This window comes from Bradyrhizobium sp. 192 (assembly GCF_023100965.1).
In the GTDB taxonomy this organism is placed as follows: Bacteria; Pseudomonadota; Alphaproteobacteria; order Rhizobiales; family Xanthobacteraceae; genus Bradyrhizobium; species Bradyrhizobium symbiodeficiens.
On record NZ_CP064690.1, the window covers coordinates 1671288 to 1695978 of the forward strand.

General features: G+C 60.7%; 21 protein-coding genes and 2 pseudogenes. 21 read left to right on the forward strand and 2 right to left on the reverse strand.

Annotation, left to right across the window (positions count from 1 at the left end; translation table 11 throughout):
• Positions 1–3 precede the first annotated feature (3 nt).
• The 4 genes and pseudogenes from IVB24_RS07820 to IVB24_RS07835 all read left to right on the forward strand — a co-directional run bounded on the left by IVB24_RS07820 (position 4) and on the right by IVB24_RS07835 (position 4924).
• Positions 4–1554: a hypothetical protein gene (locus IVB24_RS07820; RefSeq protein WP_247772600.1), complete on the forward strand. Its 1551-nt coding sequence runs from the start codon at positions 4–6 to the stop codon at positions 1552–1554.
• Positions 1551–2452 (forward strand): annotated as a pseudogene (locus IVB24_RS07825) (hypothetical protein). Before IVB24_RS07820 ends, IVB24_RS07825 begins: the two are co-directional and overlap by 4 nt.
• An 85-nt stretch (positions 2453–2537) precedes the next feature.
• Positions 2538–3587 carry a type 2 isopentenyl-diphosphate Delta-isomerase gene (gene fni, locus IVB24_RS07830; protein WP_247772601.1) on the forward strand — a complete coding sequence of 350 codons (1050 nt, stop codon included), beginning with the start codon at positions 2538–2540 and terminating at the stop codon, positions 3585–3587.
• 1190 nt (positions 3588–4777) lie between these two features.
• Positions 4778–4924: a hypothetical protein gene (locus IVB24_RS07835; RefSeq protein WP_247347514.1), complete on the forward strand. Its 147-nt coding sequence runs from the start codon at positions 4778–4780 to the stop codon at positions 4922–4924.
• A gap of 732 nt (positions 4925–5656) precedes the next feature.
• On the opposite strand, the gene IVB24_RS07840 is transcribed toward IVB24_RS07835, so the two are convergent.
• Positions 5657–6247 (reverse strand): hypothetical protein, encoded by a 591-nt coding sequence (locus tag IVB24_RS07840; protein WP_247347515.1) that lies wholly within the window; start codon positions 6245–6247, stop codon positions 5657–5659.
• Positions 6248–6575: 328 nt separating this feature from the next.
• On the opposite strand from IVB24_RS07840, the gene IVB24_RS07845 reads away from it, so the two are divergent.
• The 13 genes and pseudogenes from IVB24_RS07845 to IVB24_RS07905 all read left to right on the forward strand — a co-directional run bounded on the left by IVB24_RS07845 (position 6576) and on the right by IVB24_RS07905 (position 18318).
• Positions 6576–6896, forward strand: a complete 321-nt coding sequence (locus IVB24_RS07845; RefSeq protein ID WP_018457691.1) for an iron-sulfur cluster assembly accessory protein — start codon at positions 6576–6578, stop codon at positions 6894–6896.
• Positions 6897–6935: 39 nt separating this feature from the next.
• Positions 6936–7229 (forward strand): NifU family protein, encoded by a 294-nt coding sequence (locus IVB24_RS07850; RefSeq protein ID WP_247406768.1) that lies wholly within the window; start codon positions 6936–6938, stop codon positions 7227–7229.
• 18 nt (positions 7230–7247) lie between these two features.
• The gene (gene nifS, locus IVB24_RS07855) at positions 7248–8441 is read left to right on the forward strand and encodes a cysteine desulfurase NifS (protein ID WP_247347524.1); all 1194 of its coding nucleotides are present in this window, start codon (positions 7248–7250) and stop codon (positions 8439–8441) included.
• Complete coding sequence (gene nifT / locus IVB24_RS07860) at positions 8438–8659, forward strand: putative nitrogen fixation protein NifT (RefSeq protein ID WP_247336471.1); 222 nt, start codon at positions 8438–8440, stop codon at positions 8657–8659. The genes nifS and nifT overlap by 4 nt, the downstream gene beginning before the upstream one ends.
• A gap of 475 nt (positions 8660–9134) precedes the next feature.
• The gene (locus tag IVB24_RS07865) at positions 9135–11252 is read left to right on the forward strand and encodes a prolyl oligopeptidase family serine peptidase (protein ID WP_247772602.1); all 2118 of its coding nucleotides are present in this window, start codon (positions 9135–9137) and stop codon (positions 11250–11252) included.
• A 626-nt stretch (positions 11253–11878) separates the two neighbouring features.
• Entirely contained in the window at positions 11879–13435 is a 1557-nt protein-coding gene (gene nifB, locus IVB24_RS07870) for a nitrogenase cofactor biosynthesis protein NifB (RefSeq protein WP_247299144.1), read from the forward strand.
• Between the two features lie 15 nt (positions 13436–13450).
• Positions 13451–13672 carry a 4Fe-4S binding protein gene (locus tag IVB24_RS07875; RefSeq protein ID WP_247299039.1) on the forward strand — a complete coding sequence of 74 codons (222 nt, stop codon included), beginning with the start codon at positions 13451–13453 and terminating at the stop codon, positions 13670–13672.
• A gap of 1115 nt (positions 13673–14787) precedes the next feature.
• Positions 14788–15108, forward strand: coding sequence for a nitrogen fixation protein NifZ (locus tag IVB24_RS07880; protein WP_247347529.1), 321 nt, complete (start codon positions 14788–14790; stop codon positions 15106–15108).
• Positions 15105–15344 (forward strand): nitrogen fixation protein NifZ, encoded by a 240-nt coding sequence (locus IVB24_RS07885; RefSeq protein WP_247347531.1) that lies wholly within the window; start codon positions 15105–15107, stop codon positions 15342–15344. Before IVB24_RS07880 ends, IVB24_RS07885 begins: the two co-directional genes overlap by 4 nt.
• A gap of 11 nt (positions 15345–15355) precedes the next feature.
• A pseudogene (locus IVB24_RS07890) lies at positions 15356–15716 on the forward strand (hypothetical protein).
• Between the two features lie 725 nt (positions 15717–16441).
• Positions 16442–17193, forward strand: a protein-coding gene (locus IVB24_RS07895; protein WP_247772603.1) for an IS5 family transposase whose coding sequence is annotated in 2 segments (ribosomal slippage) — positions 16442–16772 and positions 16772–17193 — 753 coding nt in all. Because the reading frame shifts where the segments join, the coding sequence is not laid out codon by codon here.
• Positions 17194–17476: 283 nt separating this feature from the next.
• Complete coding sequence (locus IVB24_RS07900) at positions 17477–17740, forward strand: hypothetical protein (protein ID WP_247341862.1); 264 nt, start codon at positions 17477–17479, stop codon at positions 17738–17740.
• A gap of 428 nt (positions 17741–18168) precedes the next feature.
• The gene (locus tag IVB24_RS07905) at positions 18169–18318 is read left to right on the forward strand and encodes a hypothetical protein (RefSeq protein WP_247299031.1); all 150 of its coding nucleotides are present in this window, start codon (positions 18169–18171) and stop codon (positions 18316–18318) included.
• Positions 18319–18646: 328 nt separating this feature from the next.
• Here IVB24_RS07905 and IVB24_RS07910 read toward each other — a convergent pair whose 3' ends face one another.
• Positions 18647–19201, reverse strand: a complete 555-nt coding sequence (locus IVB24_RS07910) for a peroxiredoxin (protein ID WP_247341865.1) — start codon at positions 19199–19201, stop codon at positions 18647–18649.
• Between the two features lie 517 nt (positions 19202–19718).
• On the opposite strand from IVB24_RS07910, the gene nifH reads away from it, so the two are divergent.
• From nifH to nifW, 4 genes are all read left to right on the forward strand, one after another.
• Positions 19719–20609, forward strand: coding sequence for a nitrogenase iron protein (gene nifH / locus IVB24_RS07915; RefSeq protein WP_247341867.1), 891 nt, complete (start codon positions 19719–19721; stop codon positions 20607–20609).
• 66 nt (positions 20610–20675) lie between these two features.
• On the forward strand, positions 20676–21404 hold the full coding sequence (locus IVB24_RS07920; protein ID WP_247341870.1) for a nitrogen fixation protein NifQ: 729 nt from the start codon (positions 20676–20678) through the stop codon (positions 21402–21404).
• A gap of 168 nt (positions 21405–21572) precedes the next feature.
• The gene (locus tag IVB24_RS07925; RefSeq protein WP_247341874.1) at positions 21573–23255 is read left to right on the forward strand and encodes a hypothetical protein; all 1683 of its coding nucleotides are present in this window, start codon (positions 21573–21575) and stop codon (positions 23253–23255) included.
• A 13-nt stretch (positions 23256–23268) separates the two neighbouring features.
• Positions 23269–23601, forward strand: coding sequence for a nitrogenase stabilizing/protective protein NifW (gene nifW, locus IVB24_RS07930; RefSeq protein WP_247341877.1), 333 nt, complete (start codon positions 23269–23271; stop codon positions 23599–23601).
• Positions 23602–24691: the final 1090 nt, after the last annotated feature.

The following is a 24691-nucleotide window of genomic DNA, read 5'->3' on the forward strand; positions in this document are numbered from 1 at the left end:
CGAGTGAACGCGCTTTCCGAACAGATCCTTTCCGAATTGCGCCACCTGCTGAGCGAGATGAGCGACGGCGGCAGCGTCGGCCCGTCGGTCTATGACACGGCGCGAGCTCTACAGTTCCGCGGCAACGTCACCGGTCGGCAGGACGCATACGCATGGCTTATCGCGCAGCAACAGGCCGATGGCGGATGGGGAAGCGCGGACTTCCCGCTGTTCCGCCATGCGCCCACTTGGGCGGCGTTGCTGGCATTGCAGCGTGCCGATCCTCTTCCCGGCGCTGCCGACGCAGTCCAGGCTGCAACACGGTTCCTCGAGCGCGAGCCCGATCCCTACGCGCATACGGTGCCGGAAGACGCGCCGATCGCCGCGGAGCTGATCCTGCCGCAGTTGTGCGGCGAGGCCGCATCCTTACTGGGCGGCGTGGCGTTTCCGCGCCACCCGGCGCTGTTGCCGTTGCGGCAAGCGTGCCTGGTCAAGCTGGGGGCGGTAGCGACGTTGCCGAGCGGCCATCCGTTGCTGCACTCCTGGGAAGCCTGGGGAACCTCGCTGACCACCGCATGCCCGGATGACGACGGCAGCATCGGCATCAGTCCGGCGGCCACCGCCGCGTGTCGTGCGCACGCCGTGACACAGGGGAGCACGCCGCAGGTCGGGCGCGCCGACGCGTATCTGCTGGCGGCATCGCGGGCGACGCGCAGCGGCATCGAAGGTGTCGTTCCCAACGTCTGGCCGATCAATGTGTTCGAGCCATGCTGGTCGCTGTACACCCTGCATCTGGCCGGGCTGTTCGCGCATCCCGCGCTCGCCGAGGCGGTGCGCGTGATCGTCGCGCAGCTCGACGCGCGCCTCGGCGTGCGCGGTCTGGGCCCGGCCTTGCACTTCGCGGCCGATGCGGACGACACCGCCGTTGCGCTGTGCGTCCTGCGCCTCGCAGGCCGCGACCCGGCGGTCGATGTGTTACGCCATTTCGAAGTCGGCGAGCTGTTCGTCACCTTCCCCGGCGAGCGCAATGCCTCGGTGTCGACCAACATTCATGCCCTGCATGCGTTGCGACTGTTGGGAAAGCCCGCCGCCGGGACCAGTGCCTACGTCGAGGCCAATCGCAACCCGCATGGTGTATGGGACAACGAAAAATGGCACGTTTCGTGGCTGTATCCCACCGCGCATGCGGTCGCTGCGCTGGCGCAAGGCAAGCCCCAGTGGCGCGACGAGCGCGCGCTGGCGGCGCTGCTGCAGGCGCAGCGCGACGACGGCGGCTGGGGCGCCGGTCGCGCGTCCACATTCGAGGAAACCGCCTATGCGCTGTTCGCGTTGTACGCAATGGACCGGAGCGAAGAGCCGACAGGGCGCCGGCGCATCGCGCAGGCGGTGGCGCGTGCGCTCGAGTGGATGCTCGCCCGCCATGCGGCGCATGCATTGCCGCAGACGCCGCTGTGGATCGGTAAGGAACTGTATTGCCCCACCCGGGTCGTGCGCGTGGCCGAACTCGCCGGGTTGTGGCTGGCGCTTGGTTGGGGGCGGCGCGTCGCGGCCGAGGGAGCAGGAGCGGCGCCATGATCCAGACCGAACGCGCGCTGCAGCAGGTGCTGGAGTGGGGGCGTTCCCTGACCGGGTTCGCCGACGAGCATGCCGTGGAAGCGGTCAGGGGCGGCCAGTACATCCTGCAGCGCATCCAGGCGAGCCTGCGCGACACCAGCGCCCGCACCGGCCGCGATCCGCACGACGAAACGCTGATCGTGGCGTTCTATCGCGAACTGGCGCTGCTGTTCTGGCTCGACGATTGCAACGACCTTGGCCTGATCGCGCCGGAGCAGCTCGCTGCCGTGGAGCAGGCGCTGGGGCAGGGCGTGCCGTGCGCGCTGCCCGGATTCGAGGGCTGCGCTGTGCTGCGCGCTTCGCTGGCCGCGCTCGCCTACGATCGTCGCGACTATGTTCAGCTTCTTGACGATACCCGGTGCTACTGCGCGGCGCTGCGCGGCGGACACGCGCAGGCGGTAGGGGCGGAACGCTGGTCCTACGCCGAGTACCTGCACAACGGCATCGATTCGATCGCCTACACGAACGTGTTCTGTTGCCTGTCGTTGCTGTGGGGGCTGGACATGGCGACCTTGCGCGCGCGTCCGGCGTTTCGCGAGGTCCTGCGGCTCATCTGCGCGATAGGGCGCCTGCACAACGATCTGCATGGACGCGACAAGGACAGGTCGGCCGGCGAGGCCGACAACGCGTCGATCCTGCTGCTGCAGCGCTATCCGGCTATGCCTGCGGTGGAGTTCCTCAACGACGAGCTGGCCGGCCATACGCGCATGCTGCACCGGGTGATGGCGGAAGAACGCTTTCCCGCGCCGTGGGGACCGTTGATCGAGGCCATGGCGGCCATCCGCGCGCAGTACTACCAGACCTCGAGCAGCCGCTACCGCAGCGACGCTGCGGGGGAGGCCAGCGTGCGCCGGCCTGAAGGCGCGGGAGGCGGCGGCGTGCGCGCGCTGCCGTCGGTCCGATCCGACGCAACGCCGTCGCCCGATGCGACGGACGGAGCGAGCATGAGCGACACCGCCCTGAGCCGGCGCAAGGACGACCATCTCGACATCGTGCTGGACCGACGAACGGCGCCGGCCACGATCGCCCCCGGCTGGGAGTACGTCCGTTTCGAACACTGCGCATTGCCCGAGTTGGACCTGACGCAGATCGACCTGCGCGCCTCGCTGCTGGGCAAGACCATGCGTGCCCCGCTGCTGATCAGCTCCATGACTGGCGGCATGTCACGCGCCGAGGCCATCAACCGGCATCTGAGCGAGGCAGCGCAAGCCTTGGGGATTGCCATGTGCGTCGGTTCGCAGCGCGTGAGCCTGCAATCCCGCAACTCCCAGGGGCTGACGCGCGCGCTGCGCCGCCTAGCCCCAGACATTCCCTTGCTGGCCAATATCGGCGCCGCGCAACTGCGCGAGGCCGACGGCCTGGACCTGGCGCGCCGCGCGGTGGATGCGCTGGAGGCCGATGGACTCATCGTCCATCTCAATCCGCTGCAGGAAGCGGTACAGCCGGAGGGCGACCGCGACTGGCGCGCCGTCCTGGCGCAGATCGCTCGCGCCGCGCGCAGCGTGGGCGTGCCGATCGTGGCCAAGGAAGTGGGGTCGGGCCTGTCCGCCTCGGTGGCCTGTGCGCTCGTCGAGGCGGGCGTGGCGGTGATCGATGTCGCCGGCGCCGGCGGCACCAGTTGGGCCGCGGTGGAGGGCGAGCGCGCCCGCGATGCCGCCGACCGCACAGTGGCAATGGCGTTCGCTGATTGGGGAATTCCGACCCCAGCCAGCCTGCAGGCGGTACGTGAGGCGCTGCCAACGGTGAAGCTGATCGCGTCGGGCGGGATCCGCGACGGCGTCGACGTGGCCAAGGCCATTCGCCTGGGCGCGGACATCGCCGGGCAGGCGGCCGGCGTGCTGCGCGCGGCTACGGTATCCACCGAGGCGGTTGTCGCGCATTTCGAGATCGTCATCCGCCAGTTGGCCGTCGCCTGCTTCTGCACCGGCTCGGCTGATCTGGCGGCGTTGCGTCACGCGCGCTTGTTGCCATCGGCGCATCTGCCCGCCGGTTGATGGCGGCGTCGCCCGGACTTGCGGCGGGCGCCTAGTCTTACTCAGCTAGAAAGTCGCGGATGCGGGGGATTCGCGGTGCTGGCGGATTTGCTCGGGTGCTGCTTCGTGATCAGGGAGGCGCCCCGCCATGCCCGACTGGACAGCCGAGAGTGAAGCCGCGTCCGGCGCCTATGTCGATGCTTTGATCGGGGTGATCGGCCACGCCGAACGAGCTGAGCCTCTGACGGGGCCGGAACTAGGTGCGCCGGGAGACCGGCAAGGAGTAGATGGTGCAGGTCCATTGCAATGAAGGAGTAGCGATCGACCCCGAGTCATGGGCGATCCGTCGTGAGGAGACCGGTAATTTCTGTGGTGTCAAACAAGGGTTGTTAGGCTCTAGCAGTCCCGTTAGCATCGTTTTGAGACAAAGCGATGGCGGTGGAATGATCGAGGGCCGGAACGAATTTGACGACACATGCCGGAAGGAGGTCCGCATAGACAAGAGCTGGGAGAGCCTGTTCGACTCGACATCTGCTTGTCGATAACCGATAGCTAGAAGATCATGGCAGCGCTGCAGAGCGCGGTCGTGAATCATGAGGCGGAGACATATGCCCTTCTCGCCGGTTTTGCCCGGACTGCCATACACTCCGACCGGTCACCGACTACACGACACGCCGGATCCGAACCGTCTGCGGCACCATTGAGGTTCGCAATCCCCGATGGATGCTGTGCCGGGAATGCCATCCAGGGCCGATCGAACGACACCGGAGCTGATGGAACTGATGGCGCGGCTAGGAAGCATGCTGCCCTACCGGCAGGCGCCAAAGGTGCTGGCCGATTCCTGCCCACTGAACCGACTGAGACGCATGCGATCGTGCGCAAGGTACGATCAGGATCGGCAAGCGGCTCGACGACCAGGTCATGCAGGAAACTGGCGTGCGAGGTCCCAAACGGATGACCGATGGCACCTTGAGATGCAGCTTCCCGGAGCTCGGCGCAAAGAGTTCGTCATCAGCATCGATGCGGCGTACGTTCGTAGCGCTGATCAACATTCGGCGCGAATTTTCGAGCTCGTCGCGGCCAGATGCGCCCGCGGGGGACGGGGAGAAAGGGGCGGTCGCTATTTCTTAACCGGCAGCACCGACCATCAGGCAATCCGCGATCGTGCTCTTCGCCCGCTCTAGGAAGTCGGATATGGCGGCTTTGGGGATGTGACGGTGATCTCGGACGGGGCCGAAATCTTAAAGCGGCTGCCCCGCGCCATGCCGAAACCAACGACCCACATCATCGACTGGTTTCATATTGCCATGGAGATCCAGCCCATACAGCAGATCGCCGATCGCATCGGGCCCTTTTGAGTGCTTCCAGCCATCGGCAGGGACGTCAGAACTGTGAAGTGGCGTCGTGGCATGGGCGGGTCGGCCGCGCGATCCGCGACCTGGAGCAACTTCCCAGGACAGATTCAGTTGCGGCATGCTGCATAGCTTCGCTTCGTTCTCACAACATTGAAGACGTGCGGCCAAGTCTGCTCAGCTATCGCTTGGCCTGGCTCGACCAACCGGCACCCCGCTGTCGCATTTTACGGCTCTGCGGAATTGCATGTACGAGGCAAACCGCTTGACACTGGCTCCCTGGGTTCTCTGGAACGATGCAAACGTGCGCGTTACTTAGTCCCCCTCGGTCTCCATCATTCATGGGCGCAGCTCGCCGATAATTTCGGCTGGCGAGCATCGAACGCGCGACATCTCTGCGCTACGCAGGCTGGCAAAGGCCTGGAGCACAGCGCCAAAGCCGAACCATACATCGGCGATCCGCCCTCTGAAATGTGACCGCGACCATCATCCGATCAGCATTGGATTGTCCGGATCCCCATGGATGCAGTCAGGCGGACGGTCGTGGCCAGCCGGCCCTCAGTGCAGTTGACGACAGTGCTCTTGGCCGACACACGAGTAGCAGAGTGCCGTGTGATCTCCCGAAAGGGAGGCCGGTAGTCCATCACCAGGGTTTTGTCAGAGCCAGTCCCGGTGAAGCGGGCGCAGTGACTCTCTCCGCGGCATAGTCGTCGAGCTGGCGAGAGAGAGAGGTCTGCCTCAGACGGGGCGGTTTTCGCGTCTGTTTTTCACCGGCTCCATTTTGGCCAGTCCGTACTCGTATGAAACTTCCGTGTATGATCCACCGATGTCCTTGGCCGCGTCGAGCAGGTAGTCGAGCCTACCGGCCGTACCGAGCTTCTTGATGTCATTCTTGTCGACGCCGGCGAGGTCCATCATCTCCTTCCACACAGTTGATTCGTCGCAAGGCAGAATGCGGAAGGTGATGTCGCCTATCTTGGTGCGGTACTTCGCGAGCAGATCAATGTTGTTGCAGAAAATGAAATAGCTGCCTTTGGGGCTCAGCCTGCCATCCAGAACCTTTGCGGCCTGAGGTAGATACGCGAACGAATGCAGATATCCGGCAAGGACTGGGATGGTCGGTTCGCCTTCCTGCGCGATTGCAAGAACTTGTTCAATGGAATAGTCCGGCGGTCGTTTTTCGTCGGCGAGCTGGGCTTGGAACTTCAGCGCGATGTCGCCCCGAAATCCAAATCGCCCCGGCTTCGTTGTCTCGGTCTTAAGCACCGCATTCAGCAACCGCCCCTCCTTGTCCAACTGGCCAAGAGCGGTGTTGTCGATGGACGTCATGGAAGGCTCCTCATCAATCTGTCGTGTACATGCATCGCCAATGCGGCGTGTCCGCTGACCTTATGCAAGTTGTTTGCCGTGCGCCCATGTCTGCAGCGACGCACACGGTAAGCGGCGGATTGGCGCAATGTGCAGGGATAATACGTGCTGGCACCATCACGAGGTCTCGGCCGGATAAGGGCGGGACGCCCGAAAGCCGCCTGTCGCAAACCAGACAGGTCGCAAATCGAATGGTCGCCGCCTTCAAAACCAATGGATTTCAGCTGCATCTCGATTGGCATGGGATTTGCGAATTGTGCCTCCGACAGATACTGAGAGCGAGCCAGAAATGATCAGCCTAACGGACAGCGCCATCAACGCACTGAAGGCCGCAATCTCCTCGACGGCCCAGCCTGCAAGCGGTTTGCGGGTCATGGTCGAAGGCGGCGGTTGCCAAGGGTTCACGTACAAAATGGGTCTTGCTCATGAGCCGGTCTCCGATGAGCCCGTGTTTGAGCAAGACGGGATCAAAGTCTTCGTCGACAAGGCGAGCCGGGCGCATCTCAACGGCACCACGATCGATTTCGTGGTGTCGCTCGAAGGATCAGGGTTCCGCTTCGATAACCCAAATGCCAAATCGAGCTGCTCCTGCGGCAAATCGTTCAGCTGAGCCGCCTTCGGACCATTCGCAATGGAAGGAGCATCGAACATGGGCCTGAAGGCTGAACGAACGAATCAGTCTTCGAGTGCAGAGGCTTCCGATCGCGCGCGGATTGTCCGTGCCGTGCTCGATGAGATTCGGCCAAGCCTCAGGCGTGATCGTGGGGATTGTGAGCTCGTCGGAATCGAAGGCAACAAGATCATGGTCAGGCTCACCGGCGCCTGCATGTTATGCAAGCTTGCGGGAACGACGCTCGCGGCCATTCAGGCGCGCCTGATCGAGCGGCTCGGCGAGTTCGTCCGCCTGATCCCGCTCCCCGCAGCTGCCAAAGAGGGGCCTTAAGTGCAGAGCGGACAGTCCATGCAGCCGATCTACCTGGATAACAACGCGACGACCCGTGCACATCCATCGGTAGTCGCGTCAATGCTGCCGTTCTTCTCTGGGCAATTCGGCAATGCGTCGTCCGGGCATGCATTCGGCATTGAGGTTGCGCCCGCATTGAAACAAGCGCGCCGGAAGCTGCAGGCTCTCGTTGGCGCGGCATTCGATCACGAGATCGTCTTCACCTCGGGCGCGACTGAATCCGACAACACCGCGATCCTGTCCGCGCTCGCCGTGCAGGAGGGACGCGACGAGATCGTCACTACGGCCGTTGAGCATCCAGCCGTGCTGTCCCTTGCCGAGGAGCTGGGCCGACGCGGAATCAAGACCCATGTCATTCCGGTCGATGCAAGCGGCCGATTGAACATCGAGGCTTATCGCAACGCATTGTCGAGGCGGACGTCAATCGCCTCGGTCATGTGGGCCAATAATGAGACCGGTACGATCTTTCCGGTGAAATCCCTGGCCAAGATGGCGCGCTCAGTCGGCGCGCTCTTTCACACCGATGCGGTCCAGGCGGTCGGGCGGATTCCGATTGACCTGAAGACTACGGACGTCGACATGCTGTCGCTCTCCGGCCATAAGCTCCATGGTCCGAAGGGGATCGGCGCGCTGTATGTGCGCAAGGACACCAGGTTCCGACCGCTGATCTTCGGCGGCGCACAGGAGCGGCATCGCCGCGCTGGCACCCAAAACGTTCCGGGCATTATTGGGCTGGGCAAGGCGGCGGAACTCGCTGCGGCACACCTCATACAAGAGCAGACGCAGATTGGCATGCTTCGCGACCGGCTGGAGCAAGGCATACTCGCTCTCGGCTGTTGCATCGTGCTTGGTGATATCAAGAACCGCTTGCCAAATACGTCCAACATCGCATTCGAGCATCTCGAAGCAGAGGCCATCGTCGACCACCTGAACCGCAACGGAATTGCCGCCTCGCTCGGTTCAGCCTGCGCGTCCGGTTCGATGGAGCCGTCCCATGTCCTGCGCGCGATGAGAGTACCACCGGCCTTTTTGCGCGGTGCGGTTCGCTTCTCGCTGTCGCGCGAGACGGCGCCGGGTGAGATCGATCGTGTCCTGCAAGTCCTGGCGGACATCAATGCCAAACAGAGAGCCTTGTGGCGTGCGTGTCAGGAGCGCGCGGGCGAGAGCTCACAAGTTGCGGAGCTCCTATGAAGGTCATGATTCGCCGTTCGCCCGAGACGGGGCTTTCGATTTATGTGCCCAAGAAGGATCTTGAGGAGTCGATTGTCGAATGTGAGCACGAGACGCTGTGGGGTGGTTGGATTAGAATCGCGAACGGGTGGGTGCTCGACCTACCCGCGATGGCGAGTGACACCATCCTTCCAATTACGATCAATGCCAGGAAGCGCGACGGCGAAGCAACCGAATGATGAATGCTGCGACTCCACAGAACCTCGCCAAACCAGCGGATGCGGAAGCTGTTCTTGGCGTAGCGGTCCGGCCTTTGCGAGGAAGGCCACATCAATCCCTGGCTTTGGCTTGGCGTGGTCGAAGGTTCCAGCCGAACCTGCCGATGACTCCGGAAGCGGTCGAACCGTCCTTGGGACCCAAGATGGCGCCGACGCATGGTGTCAAACGCAATACTCGGCCTAGGCCTGCACTGTTGGGCCAGCGAGATGGCGTTGCCGGGGAGGCCTCGCGAGGGCCCATTGTGCTACATCGCCAGCCCGGTCGTTACATTCCGCACATCTTCACAGCGTCAGGCCAATCGCTGCAACTCCGCAAGATGCAGTTTCGAGAGGATTGGATCTCGCACCGGGCCAAGTCGTAGCTCGCAAATCGTGATGCAACGGTCGCGATGCAAATCCTTGAATCAGTCGAATTGCGCGAAGACTAAGGTTGTAAATGACGCATCGTCATACAAGGAGCGTCGACGACTCGCGAACTGGAAGGCCAACGCCCTCCGCTCCTGACGATGATCCCTATCTGTGGTTGGAACAAATAGAAGGCGCGCGGGCGCTGAACTTCGTCGAGCGGCAGAATAGCAGAAGCCTGGAGGTGTTTGGCGGACCCGCAGCCGAACGAGACAGAGATGCGCTGACAGCGATTTACGACCGACCTGACAATATCCCCTATGTCAGCCGGCGCGGCGAGTATCTCTACAATCTCTGGAGGGACGCCAATAATCCACGCGGCCTCTGGCGGCGAACCACTCTGGAAGAGTATCGCAGGCTGAAGCCATCATGGGACATCCTGCTCGACCTCGATCAACTTGCGGTCAGCGAAGGCAAAGACTGGCTTCTGAACGCTACGGCCGCACCGCCTGGAAATCACTCGCGATGGATCTTGAGTCTATCGCGCGGCGGAAGCGATGCCGTCACCTTGCGTGAATTCGACTCAGACACGAAGCTCTTCATCCACGACGGCTTTGTCTTGCCGGAAGCCAAAGGCAGCGGCGTATGGCTCGATTTTGATACGCTGGTCTTGTTAAGCTCCCATGGTGACGGCATGGCCGCGACCACGGGCTATGCGCGCACGGTGAGGCTGTGGCGGCGTGGTACGCATGTTGACAACGCGGAAGTGATCTTTGAGACCAAGGCCGCTCATGTGTCAGTCGGTTGCAGTGTTGACGACACTGTCGTGCCGCCCAGGATCTGGTTCCTCGATGCGACAGACGTCTCCAATTGCGTGGTCTGGCTGGGCGATGAAACGGGAGCCAAGACGAGGCTCGATTTGCCAAGTAACATCTGGATGCGGTCGCATCGCAACTGGCTTGCCCTGAAGCCGCGCGAATCCTGGTCTGTGGCAGGGCACACCTATGCCGCGGATACGGTGCTCGTCATCGCGCTGCCGGCATTCCTGGCGGGCAGCCGCCAGTTCGAGATTCTCTTCGAGCCGGGCCCGCGCCGTGCGCTGCAGAGCTTCTTTTGGAGTGCGGGCAAGCTTGTGCTTTGTATTCTCGACGAACTCCGCCCAGTCTTCGAGATCTGCACGCCATCCGATCATCGCTGGAACGGCGAGCAATTGGGCGGGCTTCCTGATCTTGGCGTCGTTGACATCTGGTCTCTCGATCGCAATCCGTCCGAGAGCAATGGCGACTTGCTGGCTCACGTCGAGGATCCGCTCACCCCGCCGTCTCTCATCCTGCTGGAGCGGGGCGTGGGCAGTCCCGCCGTGCTGAAGCAGGCGCCGAAGACGTTTGCCGCGGAGCACTGCGTGGTCACGCGGCACGAGGCCATCTCGATCGACGGCGAGCGAATTCCCTACCTACAGACCGGGCCGGTCAGACAGACCGGCAACGCGCCGGTCCATCTGAGCGGATATGGCGGGTTTGGAATCTCCGTGAAACCTTATTACAATTCCGCGCTCGGTAAGCTTTGGCTTGACTGCGGCGGCACCACGGTTCAGGCAAATTTGCGCGGCGGCGGTGAGTTCGGCACGCGCTGGCACGACGCCGGCCGGCTGGCCGGCAAGAGATTGTCGCATGACGATTTCGCAGCCGTCGCCGCCGATCTCGTTAAGCGCGGCGTGACACAGGCCAAGCGGATCGGGGCCGAGAGTGGATCGAACGGCGGCATCCTCATTACCAACATGCTAACGCGATATCCTGGGCTCTTTGGCGCACTGTTCTGCACCGTCCCGCTGATCGACCTGCGCCGCTACACCAAACTGCTCGCCGGGGCGAACTGGCTCGCCGAATATGGCGATCCCGACAACCCTGAGGAGTGGGAGTGGCTGAAGACCTATTCTGCCTATCATGCCGCAAGACCCGGGCAGTCCTATCCACCGATCCTGATGGCCACCAGGCGGCGGGACGATCGCGTCCATCCCGGACATGCGCGCAAAATGGCAGCGAAGCTGCAGGCGATGGGCTATGAGGCTTATTTATACGAGCATGCCGCCGGCGGCCACGGCTATGGCAAGGACAACAGGGAGCAGGCCGGCTTGTTGGTGCTGGGCCTGCGTTTCCTGAAGAGCAGGATCGGCTGGCTGGATACCGAGGACGTCAGCGACGTAGTGTAGTTGTTGGACGGCAGTTCGTGCGATGTCGACCGAGGCGGCTGCAGCTTTACGAATCTGAGGTGTCCACACCCGCACCACCTACTCGAGATGCCTACCAACGTTTGGACGCACGGTCCAATCCGTGGCCGTGGGGACCCTGGGCACCAGGCGTTTTCTCTTCACCTGCCCGACAATGCGTCCGGAGTGTCAGGAAGGGGCCCGCGTGATCTTCACGACATAGGTCGGTAACGGGTTTCTTGTCTGCATCTAGGAAGCATCGCCGGTTCAAGTTGTCCTTCAAAGCGTCCGGAACGTCTTTTGCGGATTGTGCTTTGCATACGCGTCACATTTCGGCGACAAGATCAACTTTCAACGACACCAGCCGCCATGCTCTTTGCCCAAGGGCATAGATGAACCAGCGTACCGCCCTCGTAATAGCGCTGCCGGGCGCTCTTGTGATCGCAATTCTGTCAGCTTTCGAACATGAGTTGATAAAACGGACATTCGAACAGACGGTGCCTAACTGCTTGACGCGAAACACAAAATACGTTTGTGGCAGGTATGGCACGCCAGTTGCTCTTGGCTTTTCAGAAACGACTCTGGGGATGCTTGCTGGAAGGATTCGGCTTGCGAAGAGAATTGGAAAAATGAGTACTTCAGCGCAACACCAGGTAGCCTGCGGCGGCGGCGAGATCAGCGAGACCATGCAAGTCATGGCTAAGCACAACAGCTGCGGTACGGTCGGTGGGAGCGGCAAGGCCAGGTGCCGATCTCAGGCCGGCATCGGCAATGTGCCAAATGAGGTCTGGGAAAAGGTGAAGAACCATCCCTGCTACAGCGAGGAGGCGCACCATCATTATGCCCGGATGCATGTCGCCGTCGCACCCGCCTGCAATATCCAGTGCAATTACTGCAATCGTAAATACGATTGCGCAAACGAATCGCGCCCCGGCATTGTCAGCGAGAAGTTGACGCCGGAGCAGGCCGCCAAGAAGGTGCTGGCGGTCGCTTCCGCCATCCCTCAGATGAGCGTGGTCGGCGTTGCTGGCCCTGGCGACCCCCTGGCGAATCCGGACAAGACATTCAAGACCTTCGAGCTCGTCAATAAACTCGCGCCAGATATCAAGCTGTGCCTCTCGACCAACGGTCTGGCGCTAGCTGATCATGTCGACACGATTGCAAGACTTAAGGTCGATCACGTGACGATCACGATCAACATGATCGATCCCGATATTGGCGCAAAAATCTATCCCTGGATCTTTTACCGCCACAAGCGCTACACCGGCATTGAAGCTGCAAGCATCCTCAGCAATCGGCAGCTCCAGGGCCTGGAGATGCTCACCGCGCGCGGCATCCTGTGCAAAGTCAACTCGGTGATGATTCCCGGGATTAACGATCAGCATCTGGTTGAGGTTAACAAGGCCGTGAAGTCGCGCGGCGCCTTCCTGCATAACGTGATGCCGCTGATTTCGTCACCCGAGCACGGCACCGTGTTCGGTCTCAGCGGGCAACGCGGCCCGACCGCACAGGAAGTGACAGCATTGCAGGATAGCTGCGAAAGCGAGATGAACATGATGCGTCACTGTCGCCAGTGCCGCGCCGACGCCGTCGGACTGCTCGGGGAGGACCGCGGCGCCGAGTTCACCATGGAAAAGATCATGGCCATGGACATCAAATATGATGAACAGGCCCGAAAGGAGTATCAGGCCAAAGTCGAGAAGGCGCGCATTGCAAAGCTTGCGGCCAAGCAGGAGCAGCTTGCTGGGCTTGCCAGCGCGTCCAGCGAAATCAAGGTGCTGGTGGCGGTTGCAACCAAGGGCTCGGGATTGATCAACCAGCACTTCGGTCATGCCAAGGAGTTCCAGATCTACGAGCTCTCAACTTCGGGCGCAAAATTCGTTGGCCATCGTCCTATTCATTCCTATTGCCAGGGCGGCGATGGCGAGGACAGCAAGCTCGAAATCGCCATCGATGCCATTAACGACTGCCATGCCGTGCTCGTGTCAAAAATCGGCGGCTGCCCGAAGGCCGAATTGATCAAGGCCGGAATCGAACCGGTCGATCAGTACGCCTGGGAGTTCATTGATGGCTCGGCGATCGCCTGGTTCAAACTCTATCTCCATAAAGTCAATGAGGGGAAGATCAAGCACATTGAGCGGGTCGATCCGGCGGCCCGCCGCAATGCGCTGATTTCCGCCGCCTGAGGATGGGTTCAGACAATGCCGTTCAAGATCATCGCCTCGCAATGCACGGGCTGTTCGGCGTGCGAAACGCAGTGCCCGAACTTCGCTATTTCCGAGCGAGCCGGCGTTTTCCTGATCGATCCTGAGAAATGCACCGAGTGCGCCGCCTACTTTGATGAGCCCCAATGCGTGGCGGTTTGCCCGGTTGACAATACATGCGTGCTTGATACGGCGCTGCCGCGTCACCAGGCTGCTTGAGGGCCACGATGGATGTCACTACGACACTCGTTCAGAAACTCGGGCGGATGATGCTCCGCCTTCACGAGGCGCCGGCCACGACTTTCCCCTTCTCAGACCGGGTGGACGGCTCTCCCTGGTCGCTAACCTTTTCGCCAGTTGTCGACCCATATTCTGGCAACGCGCACGTGGGCGGGAGCGCTCGAGCTATTCCTGTCGACCCGAAGGCCGCTGTCTTGGGCGTCAAGGATCAATTTCGCCGATGGACCCACAAAGGGCTGACCCGTCTTCCACGATATCAATCCAGTCACGTGCGGCCATCATTGAACAGGCGACATTCATGCCCGAGGCCTTCTTCAGTTGGTCATCCGAGAGAGGGCGTCCTCACCGAGCCGTGTCTTGGTCGCACGGTATCGAGCCGGCTAAGCATCATCACAGGGCGACAGGGCTATCCTATCACCTCGATGAAGGTGCAGAAATACACCTGCGCCACGGCAGGGCGTTCGGACCCGATCACGTGATGCGGAAACGAATTTCCTGCCACCGGTGCGGTCGGCGCCACCAAGTTGGAATTCGGCTGCCATGAGAGCACCTCGTGCGGGTCTTCCTGTTCCCGCTCAACGCCTATTGCCGACTTGCAGGTGCGTCTCGGGCAACCCGGCGAAGGACGGCAACTGTCGGAGGCTGCTGGTGCTTTGTCCCGCGGACCATGCTAGCGCCAAGGTATTGTTCGGCACGCTCGAGCGTATGGGCGGGACCGTGAGTGATGACGTCCACAATGCCCTCGGTTGCCGGGGTAATCAGGTCGACTCTGTCAGCTGTGCGCTTCCCGCGCTGAAGCACGCGGCTCGCGGCCGGCTCAAGCACGCCCGGCTCGATCACAGACGCGCGTGCCGCGTCGATGGCTTCTTCAACATCAACCATGGGCTCACGGATAGTTATCTCGAGCATCTGGATTTTAGGCTGCGGGCATTGATGTTGCTGCACCGGGATCCCGACAGGCTCATGCAATCCGTGACCCCAAGCGCCGCCGTGCGGGAATGGAGGGGGTCCATCGAGCATCATGATAGGGCGGTTCGTAAGCCCGGGCGCTCGCGAGGCGCGGTACAGTTGAACCATGGAGCGGGGACGGCAGCATGAGCAACATCGCCCGTGATAGTGACATCGTCGAGCTGACGGACGCCCCCTTCTTTGATTATGGTGACAACGTGCGGGCCAACCGCACCATCCGCAACGACGGCACCTATGTGGGCAAGGAGATCGGTGAGGTTCTGGTCAAGAAAGGAGAGCTTGGCTATGTCGTCTCGATCGGCACGTTCCTGCAACAATTTTATATTTATGGAGTCGAATTCCTCGGCTCCGGCAATCGCGTCGGCATGAAATGCAAGGAGCTCGATCTAGTCACGCCAAGCCACGAAGGCGAGGAGCCGTTGTTGCCAGGAGCGGCACCCCGATGATCGAACCCAGATCGCCAAAATACCGGTCAGGCCAACGTGTCAAGGCGGCGATCGATCTGCTCAACGACGGTTCCTTTCCCGGCGCGTCGGCGGAAGAGTGTCTGGTCAGCGTCGGGTATATTGGTCAGATCGTCCAGGTCGGTCGCCATACGGAAGCGAACCTACCCATTTATATGGTCGACTTCGGCAAGCAGTTGGTGGTTGGCTGCCTCGAGGCAGAAATCTCTGCAGTCTAGGATATCGCGCAATGAACGCAGCAATCATCAGACGACATCATTCTGGATTGCCTGCGCATCCCAACGAGCTCGACCGGTGGCGGATCGTGCGCGCGCTGAAGAAGCGCGAGCACTACCGATATGTCTCGCCAAAGGTGACAGCGGTTGCTGGCGGCTATCTGGTCGAGAGCCCGTGCTGCTCAGGCAATATCAATGCGGAGGGCGGCCTCGGTCGAGGTCGCGCTGCTGCACCACGATAGGACTGGGGCGGCATGGCAGCTGCTCCGCAAAGATCACCGCACGGGCGTTTGGGAGTGGCATTCAACCCATCAACGGCTTGGCCTGGCAACAGCGGTTCTGAACGCCGACCCTGAACGTTTGTTCTGGCAATAGATTGTGGAGATGGTGCTCGAAGGCGTCTTGACGGACATCGAGTAGACGCTCGCCGCTATTCATACAGCCTCTGAGCCCTGCCTGACGCTCCGGCAGAAAGCTCCACATCTTGCCTGGATTTGTTGCGAGGCGTCCGAGATGACGCAGAATCCGTTCCGCCGGGTTGGAAGTTCGACCTGCATCTACTCGACAGTGAAGGTCACTGTTACAGATCACGAATGATCCGCAGCGCGCCGGCATTGTGCTGGCCAAGCGCTCTGGCAAGGCGATCAAGCAATCGCCTGCCGGTGCCAAGCTCACACAGGACGGCTAGGCCCGCGGGTTGCTTGCCATGCCGTAGTGCCCGGCCCGGGAATATCACGATCAGGTCGCTCGCTCGTCCATCGGGTCCATAAGACGGGGACAGGCGATGGTCTCCCAGAACTGTTCGCTGAGGACGGAATCGCCTGGGAACGTCAACGTGGCTTATTAAACCAAGGATACTGCGGTAGATGAAGTTTGGATCAGCGAGCCGTGCTCGATCTGCTGACGAGGAATAACGCTCAGGCTTTGTAAGATGTGCCTTTGTGAGTACTCGCCCTTAGGTCCACCGCCGTGCACTCGCCGTGAAGGCCGGTTGATGATGCGCGCGCAAGTGAGGCAGTGCGACTGTCCCGGCCCATCCGCTCTAGGGTCTGTTGGGATTCAGGATTCTCATCGGGGCTTGGTTGTGATTCAAGCTTGGGATGGACCGATTCGTTTTGACTGACGCCCAATGGGCGAAGATGGAGCCGCATTGTCTTGGCAAGCCAGGAGATCCGGGCCGCAGCGGCAAGGACAACCGACTGTTTGTCGAGGCCGTTCTGTGGATCGCCCGAACCGGCAGTCCCTGGCGGGATCTGCCGGCGATGTTCGGCCACTGGAATAGCACATTCACGCGCTTTCGCGACTGGGTGAAGGCGGATGTCTGGAAGCGGCTGTTCGAGGCCATCTCCGACGATCCCGACATGGAATACGCCATGGTCGACGCCACCATCGTCAAGGTCCACCGCCACGGTCAGGGCGCAAAAGGGGGACGCAAAGCCAGGCGATCGGCCGCTCGAAAGGCGGCATGACCACCAAAATTCTGGCGCTCACCGATGCGCTCGGCAATCTCGTGCGCTTCGTGCTCCTGCCGGGACAGCGTTTCGATACGGTGGGCGTGCCGCCGCTCATCGAGGGATTGGCCTTCAACGCGCTGATCGCTGATAAGGCCTTCGATAGCAACGCCATCATCGCCGAACTCGAAGCGCGTGGCGCCAAAGTCGTCATCTCCCAGCATCCGCGCCGTGCACAGCCTCTCGCCATCGACAAGGAGATGTACAAATGGCGGCATCTCATCGAGAACTTCTTCGGCAAGCTCAAGGAATTCAAGCGCATCGCAATGCGCGCCGACAAGACCGACCAGAGCTTCACTTCAATGATCTATCTGGCCGCGGCCGCGATAAACTCCAGATGAATCCCAACAGACCCTAGTGCATCAATAGTATTGGGGCTTGGAAATATTATACTACAAACTAGTGAGTGAAGTCGGCGCGTTCAAGCAGAAGCGCTTTTCGAGTTGTTGTTTTGAAGACGCATCGAGTGTCCCATCTCTATCGCTTGCTTCCATGTTGAAGGCGCTGACGTGCACGTGGAAAATCAGGTTTGTCACGCGAATAAAGATCCAGATGACAGAGGACAAATTCGCGTGTAGTTCCGGTTCTTATCTCAAAGAGAAAAATCCGCTGGAATAGTTGTCGATGACCATTGATATGGTAATGGGAAGCAGTTGCGTCTTCGCCAAAAACAAGACGCTCCAGGCAGATGTGCAAAGCGAAATCGGAGAACACGTGGCAAAAAGCACCAAGCGCAAAGAGTATAGTAAGGATGACGTCAAGCTGCTCAAGGCGCACTCAAAGGCCCGCACCCCTGTAGCTAGGGTTTCAAAGCTTATGAAGCGATCCGAGGGCTCTCTAAGACAGAAAGCACGTACCTTGGGGATTGGCTTGGGTCACCAGCGCTGATATCCGCCTCAATGTTCGGAAATTGACCGGCGTAATGATCGAGACGGCCAGGCGGCTTACGACCGCCAGGCCACCCGATCGCTTCAGGTCCCTGCGCCCAAGGGTCAGCTCGCGCCATGAACGAGCTGACCGATTTCCTGATAGACCGGCTCACTTGGCCTAAAACTCGTCGAGTCATGGTTTTAATCAGGGACTGATAAGCCCGACTCGTTCGTCTCATAGTGCGGCTTACATCGGTCAATATAGATTTATCGAGCCCGGAAATACGGTCCGCGAGCGTGCCGGCGGATCATCATCCCGGCCGGTAGACGTCATTCGGCGCTGAGCTATCTCCCTCTGCCTCCATCCTTCTCGAGGCGCGGCTACTGGAACCTAGTTGCCCCGAAGAGGGAGCTTGGCACGATTTTTCCGAGTCCGTGGGTGCCGGCATGTCGGCCTACAGCATTAGCGGCCTGCGGCTGACGCAGATCGCTCCGATGATGCTGCGGGCCGGCAAGGCGCAGAAAGAAGGGAATAGCCGCGGTCCGGCCTACGGCGACAACATAAAGGAACTCCGGCAGGAGATGTGCGTCGAGTAGGCGCAGAAGCGTACAAGTATTTTGTATGTTCATGCGGAGCCGCCTCGGCATCCTCTTGTATGCGGGATTTGTTATGAGGTGAGCAAGAGCGGTGGTGAACCTTGTTCATCGTCATCATCGAGGCTGTTGATTTCGCCGCCGCGACTGCCGCGCGCGGACAGCGCGGCGGCCGCGGTAGACTCCATGGTGGCGATGAGAATTGAATTGCGTGCCGCACTCGCTAGCAGCAGGCCGCATTTGCGGTAAGATCGCCTGTATCCAGAAACGATTGAATATGACGTCCTTCGAATTCGGGAGCTGCTCCTTGCTGAACTTTCGATATGTTGCCTCAGGCAATTTTAAGCGTGTCGCCGCCGATTTCGCGGTTGCAAGGGCAGAGCTCTTCCGTCTGTATCGCATCCAGAACGCGTAACGTGTCCGTCGGGCTGCGGCCGACATTGAGGCTTGTCGCATAGACATGCTGGACCGTGTTCTCAGGATCGACGATGAACGTGTAGCGATGCGCGATGCCATCACGCGATCGCACTCCAAGGCCATCGACCAGTGCGCCCTTGGTGTCCGCAAACTGCCAGATCGATAAACGGTGCAGATCCTTGTGCTCACGCCGCCAGGCGAGCTTGCAAAACTCGTTATCGGTCGAGCCACCAAGCACGATTGCATCGCGATCGGCGAAATGCTTGGACAGGCGAGCAAACTCAGCGATTTCGGTTGGGCAGACGAATGTGAAATCCTTCGGGTAAAAGAAGATGACTTTCCATTTTCCGGGGAAACTCCTCTCAGTCAGCGTCTCGAAGGCGCTCTGCCCGTTCTCCTCTGGCAGGTGAAAGCCGGGCTTCACGCCTGTGATGTCGAACGGCGGCAACTTACTTCCAATTCCAGGCATATTGTCCTCACAGCATCGCGTCACACGGAAACAGCGTTCCGCGACTGGCAAAGCAAGCGATATGCCACCCCTCTGATGGCAAGTCCCATCATGCCGGTCGTGGAACATTCGCCTTTGATGATGGCGGTGTCCCTATCTGCACCGTGTGGTCTCCTCAATTGACTCGGCCCGGCATTCCCCGTTGCGCGCTCCTTCGCCCGCCTCTCGCAGGGGAATCCACGCGCCCCGCTTTGTCGGTTTTCTGTCAGAGCCCTTGCCGCTGTCGGGTCCACCACAGCTTCCGGTCTCGGGCGCCGCGCTATTAGTCAAGCCTAATCAGATGCTTAACGCGCGTGCGAACGAATGGCACGCCAGTTGCTAACTGAATGCAGCAACAAGGAGTGACGGGCTGAGGGCACGCCGACGCCGATGGCGAGCGATGGCCTCCTTCCCGAAACCCGTGTGCCCACGTTTCTGAGAGAGAAACAGCCTCGCGCGTTCGGCGCGCAAAATTGGCAATCGGTTGATGGAGAGCAACATGTCTTCGCTGAGACAAATCGCGTTTTATGGCAAGGGTGGCATCGGCAAATCGACAACGTCGCAAAATACGCTGGCGGCTCTTGCTGAGCTGGGCCAAAGGATTCTCATCGTCGGCTGTGATCCCAAAGCGGACTCGACTCGCCTCATCCTGCACGCCAAAGCGCAGGACACCATTCTGAGTCTGGCGGCGACTGCCGGCAGCGTTGAGGACCTCGAAATTGAGGACGTCATCAAGCTCGGCTACAAGGACATTCGATGTGTCGAGTCCGGCGGTCCAGAGCCGGGGGTCGGGTGCGCCGGAAGAGGCGTGATCACCTCGATCAACTTTCTGGAGGAGAATGGCGCCTATGAGGACATCGACTACGTCTCTTACGACGTGCTGGGCGACGTCGTCTGCGGCGGCTTCGCGATGCCTATCCGCGAGAATAAGGCACAGGAAATCTACATCGTGATGTCCGGCGAGATGATGGCCATGTATGCCGCCAACAACATCTCCAAGGGTATTCTGAAGTATGCGAATTCCGGCGGCGTGCGCCTCGGCGGCCTGATCTGCAACGAGCGCCAGACCGACAAGGAGCTGGAGCTGGCAGATGCTCTTGCCAAGAAGCTCGGCAGCCGGCTGATCTACTTCGTGCCACGAGACAATGTCGTGCAGCACGCGGAGCTGCGCCGCATGACTGTGCTGGAATACGCGCCAGAGTCCAAGCAGGCGGATCACTATCGCAATCTCGCGACCAAGATCCACAATAATGCGGGACAAGGCGCCATCCCGACGCCAATCAGTATGGACGAGCTCGAGGATATGCTCATGGAGCACGGCATCATCAAGCCTGTCGACGAGAGCCTGGTCGGCAAGACCGCCGCCGAGCTCGCCGCTGTTTCGGCATAGTTCATCTTGTCGGCCTTCTCGACCGGGGAAGGCCGACATCGTCCACTCAGAAGCTGCGGGACCTTCATGATTGGCATACAAAGCGAATTTGCCAATACGGTGTCATCTCCTGTATCAGCAGCTCACGTCGCCGAGCAGCGCGATGCGAGTGAGCTCTACGGGCTTCTGACCGGGCGCCATCCAACAGAAGTCGACATCAGCGACGATAACGATTTCGATCGCCATGTGCTCGCTTGCGTTCTCGCCGCATCCGCTATGGATGGCGGCCAACTTCCCGAACGGGCCGGCTTGACTAACCAGGAGCTCGATGCGCTGTTGGTGCAATGCTTTCCATCGACGCCGATCAGGAGTTGTACCTGGCGCGAACAGTCCGCGTTACCGGCTCCTGACGAGACGATTATGGTGCGAGACCTCCTGCTTGCGCAACGTTCCACTCATGGAGAGGTCGGCGGCTGGCTCGCGACGATGATCGCGCGGCGCGCCATGGAGCCTAATCACCTGTGGGAAGATCTCGGTCTGCGGGAGCGGGACGAATTGTCCCGCCTCCTGATGCGCCATTTCGGGCCGCTGGCGGCTCGCAACACCAAGAACATGCGGTGGAAGCGCTTCTTCTATCGCACGCTATGCGAAGATGACGGTCTGGTGATGTGTACCACGCCGGTCTGCACGGAATGCAATGATTTTGATCTTTGCTTCGGCGAGGAGAGCGGGGAGAGCCGGATGGCCGGACGCCGGCGGGATCATCTGCGTCGTCTCGATGACTCCGTCCAAGCCATCCGAAGTTCGCAGGGCTGAGCTCATATTGGATGCCCGCTCCTCGGCGCGAGTCCCGGTGTATCGGACCAGCTTTCGGCCAACGGTCACATGACCGGACTGAGGGTTTGAAAAGACACCGGGTAAACAACTTCGCGCAGGCAGCCTAAGCAGGACGCGGCGGGGCCTGATCAACGGGCTTGATAACTGGTGGATGCGACCGTCACATTTACCGCCAATATGTTCTATGTTGACGCGATCGAGGCCAACATCCGCCCTCTCGATCGCGCCCCGCTGACTTTTTACGAACGCCGACTTGTGGTTGGACGATGCGATGGCTCAAGAATCTTCTTCGATCAGCGCCGGGATGCACGCGCCTTCCCCGAACTGTTGCAGCTTGAGGTCAGGCCCGAACCGTTGCCCGGCTGCCAAGCTTTCAAGCTCGGCGCTTGCCTCCAGCTCGGTCGCAAGCGCAGCGAAGCTGGCGCTCCGCCGGTTCCACCCTGTCGGATTTGCGACACACCCGACAAATCTGAAATGCGACGTCATTCACAGGTTCTCGGGAACTCGAGCGGGTTGGCACAGCAGTTGCTGAACAGCTTCCGGAATAAACCTACGGAGCCGCTGATGGCGTTCGCTGCCGCAATCACCGCGCCCGACAAAGATCAGTCGAGGTCCATAGTCCGTAATGACACCACCTTGCGCGACAACAGACACCGGGCGTGGCCTTCGCGACACCGGAAAATGTCTCGATCGCGCGTGTCGCTGGCCGCGGCGGGAGTCACGGAGATCGAGGCCGGCACGCCGGCGATGGGTCAGGAAGAGATTGCCGCGATCCGAGCGGTCGCCGAAGCTGGCCTTGCGGCCACGATCATCGGCTGGTGCCAGATAAAACCCCGCGGATGTGGATGCGGAGATCGAGGCCGGTGTTTCGATGGTAATCCTATCGATTCCATCGTCGGACGCGCAGATTGCGGCGAAGCTCGGTGGCGCCGTTTGGCCGTGCTGGAGCGGGTGAAGCGTGTCGTGGCCCACGCTCGCGACAAGGGACTGGGTGTCGCGCTAGGTGGCGAAGACTCCTCGCGTGCTGATGTCAACTTCCTGATCGACCTGATCGACCTGATCGACCTGATCGACCTGATCGCAAGCGCCAAAGCGGCCAGCGCGCGGCGCGTTCGTCTCGCAGATACGCTGAGCGTGCTCAATCCTGACGCGTCCTTTGCGCTCATGGCCTCACTGCGCGCCAGCACCGATCTCGAGTTCGAATTCCACGACCAAGACGATCTTGCGCTCGCGACGGCTCATACGCTGGCGGCGATCAAGGCCGGTGCGACGCACGACTCTGTGACGCTTATTGGATTGGGCGAGCGAGCCGGCAATGTGCCGCTGGAGGAAGTTGCCGTCGCACTCAGCCAGCTCTACGGGCATGATACCGGCGTGCTGCTCTGCGAGCTGGAAAAAGTCGCGGCCGCCGCTGCGGCCGCAGCGTGCCCCACCATTCCGCTCAACAAGCGATTTGTGGCGAGCATGTCTTGCCCCATGAATCCGCCATCCACGTCAAGACCGGGCCACCTACCAAGCGCGGGACCCGAGGTTGCTCGGCCGCTCCCACCGATTGTGATCGGCGAGCATTCAGAGCTTGCCGCTATCACTTCGCTGTGGTCCGAGTTGCAGCTTTCGGTCATCGCCGACCAAACCCAAACCATTCTTGCGCGCGTCCGTAAGCATGCCGTCGAGCACAAAGGCCCGGTTTCCGAGGAAACGGTGGTGGCGATCTGGCGCGACATTCATGAGAGCTCGCTCCTCAACGGAGGGCGATCAGGTGGTCAGACATGCGCTTCGCGCGATCAGGTTGGAACATTCGGGCCAGGACGGTTCTGGTCGCGGATCTAGATGGAGGTTGAGAATGACGACGGACGGGATCCTTTCGCAATTGAACAAGGCCTCCGCGGCAGAGGAGTTTTTTGCACTGCTCGGCGTCGAGTACGATGCGAAAATCATCGACGTGGCGCGGCTTCATGTTCTGCGTCGCATGGGTGAATATCTCGCGGGCGAGGAGTTTACCGGTGCATCCGATCCTGACATCGCCTCGCGTTGCAAGGCCACGCTCGAGCGCGCCTATGCCGATTTCGTCACGTCCTCCCCGATCGAACAGCGCGTGTTCAAGGTCTTGAGGGATGCGGCCGCACCACAATCGAACAAGCATCCAGCATTGGTGCAGCTCGGTTCTTTGGAGTGAATTCTGTTTATATCGTGCTCTGGAGCGTGAAGGTTCAGAGAACCTGCCAACCACCCCAGGGCGTCGAATTCAAGCGGAAGTTGCAGTTACTGCCGCGGATCCGCAGCTTGGACACTCGCCACCCTAAGAGCCAATCACGGCTCAGCGCTGATATTTCCGCCGTTTTAAGCTGGTGCCCATGGTGCACCTATCTCCTGCAATGGTACGCCGGCCCCGGGGAGCACATATTTGGCGAGGAAAGAGCACCAAGATGCGGATGACTGTCTTCTGTCGCATTCTGGACATAGGTCCAGCACGGTGTCGAATGTTCCGATCGTCGTGAGAGGCTGTCAATCCGATTTCCTTCAGTAAATTCTGTATTGGCGGTCAATTTTCATCGTCTGCGCAATTGGTACGACAATTGCTGACATTTACTCAGCTAGTCTGGAGAAACGAATGCACATCTTGGTCCGCATCGAGTTTGTTTCTGACGCCGCGCAGTTTCGCGCGCGCTGCCTGTCGACACCATGATACGTCGCGACGCCAAAGCGATGGTTGCATATTCCGGCCCGGCTGAGCTGAAAGCTGCGCTTGATCCGCGCCAAAGATTCGTCGACGAAATCACTCCCGCTGGCCGATCTATGGCCGAGGTTTTCCGGGCGGCGCCCTTGCTCTCCGGCGCTGGTCGCGCGGCGCCGTTGACGGGCGGTTTCACCGCCGGCCCTCGTGCCCTCGCCAAGAGTTGCGGGCGTGTCGCTGCAATCGGAAATATTGCGAGGGCATTCGGAGTAATGGATCGCATTTTCACCGGCAAGCTCGCGGCCGACAATGGGACCAGCCGAGCCTCTCGCAGGTCCTCGGTCTGTTCCAACTCGGTTGCATCTCGAAGATGAGCGGGACCAATCGATCGGATCGAGTGACCGCGCGGTTGCGTGCCTCACTAGTTCCATTGCCAAACGGTGGCCCAGAATGCCGAACCGGGCAAGAACGCCCAAGCGCGTGCTTCCGGGCTCGTCGACAAAGGTCCCGCAATGGGTGTCTCGGCCCCGCGCTGCTGCCAGGCGGTGTTGAAAAAATGGCGGCGGGCACGCGGCCGAACTTTAACTGAAGC

Coding starts and splice junctions, on each gene's coding strand:
- fni (WP_247772601.1), top strand. CDS start 2,538: ATGAGCGACACCGCCCTGAGCCGGCGCAAGGACGACCATCTCGACATC.
- IVB24_RS07840 (WP_247347515.1), bottom strand. CDS start 6,247: ATGACGTCCATCGACAACACCGCTCTTGGCCAGTTGGACAAGGAGGGG.
- IVB24_RS07920 (WP_247341870.1), top strand. CDS start 20,676: ATGATTGGCATACAAAGCGAATTTGCCAATACGGTGTCATCTCCTGTA.
- nifH (WP_247341867.1), top strand. CDS start 19,719: ATGTCTTCGCTGAGACAAATCGCGTTTTATGGCAAGGGTGGCATCGGC.
- IVB24_RS07845 (WP_018457691.1), top strand. CDS start 6,576: ATGATCAGCCTAACGGACAGCGCCATCAACGCACTGAAGGCCGCAATC.
- IVB24_RS07885 (WP_247347531.1), top strand. CDS start 15,105: ATGATCGAACCCAGATCGCCAAAATACCGGTCAGGCCAACGTGTCAAG.
- nifT (WP_247336471.1), top strand. CDS start 8,438: ATGAAGGTCATGATTCGCCGTTCGCCCGAGACGGGGCTTTCGATTTAT.
- nifW (WP_247341877.1), top strand. CDS start 23,269: ATGACGACGGACGGGATCCTTTCGCAATTGAACAAGGCCTCCGCGGCA.
- IVB24_RS07910 (WP_247341865.1), bottom strand. CDS start 19,201: ATGCCTGGAATTGGAAGTAAGTTGCCGCCGTTCGACATCACAGGCGTG.
- IVB24_RS07905 (WP_247299031.1), top strand. CDS start 18,169: ATGTCGGCCTACAGCATTAGCGGCCTGCGGCTGACGCAGATCGCTCCG.
- IVB24_RS07875 (WP_247299039.1), top strand. CDS start 13,451: ATGCCGTTCAAGATCATCGCCTCGCAATGCACGGGCTGTTCGGCGTGC.
- IVB24_RS07865 (WP_247772602.1), top strand. CDS start 9,135: ATGACGCATCGTCATACAAGGAGCGTCGACGACTCGCGAACTGGAAGG.
- IVB24_RS07880 (WP_247347529.1), top strand. CDS start 14,788: ATGAGCAACATCGCCCGTGATAGTGACATCGTCGAGCTGACGGACGCC.
- nifS (WP_247347524.1), top strand. CDS start 7,248: ATGCAGCCGATCTACCTGGATAACAACGCGACGACCCGTGCACATCCA.
- nifB (WP_247299144.1), top strand. CDS start 11,879: ATGAGTACTTCAGCGCAACACCAGGTAGCCTGCGGCGGCGGCGAGATC.
- IVB24_RS07850 (WP_247406768.1), top strand. CDS start 6,936: ATGGGCCTGAAGGCTGAACGAACGAATCAGTCTTCGAGTGCAGAGGCT.
- IVB24_RS07900 (WP_247341862.1), top strand. CDS start 17,477: ATGACCATTGATATGGTAATGGGAAGCAGTTGCGTCTTCGCCAAAAAC.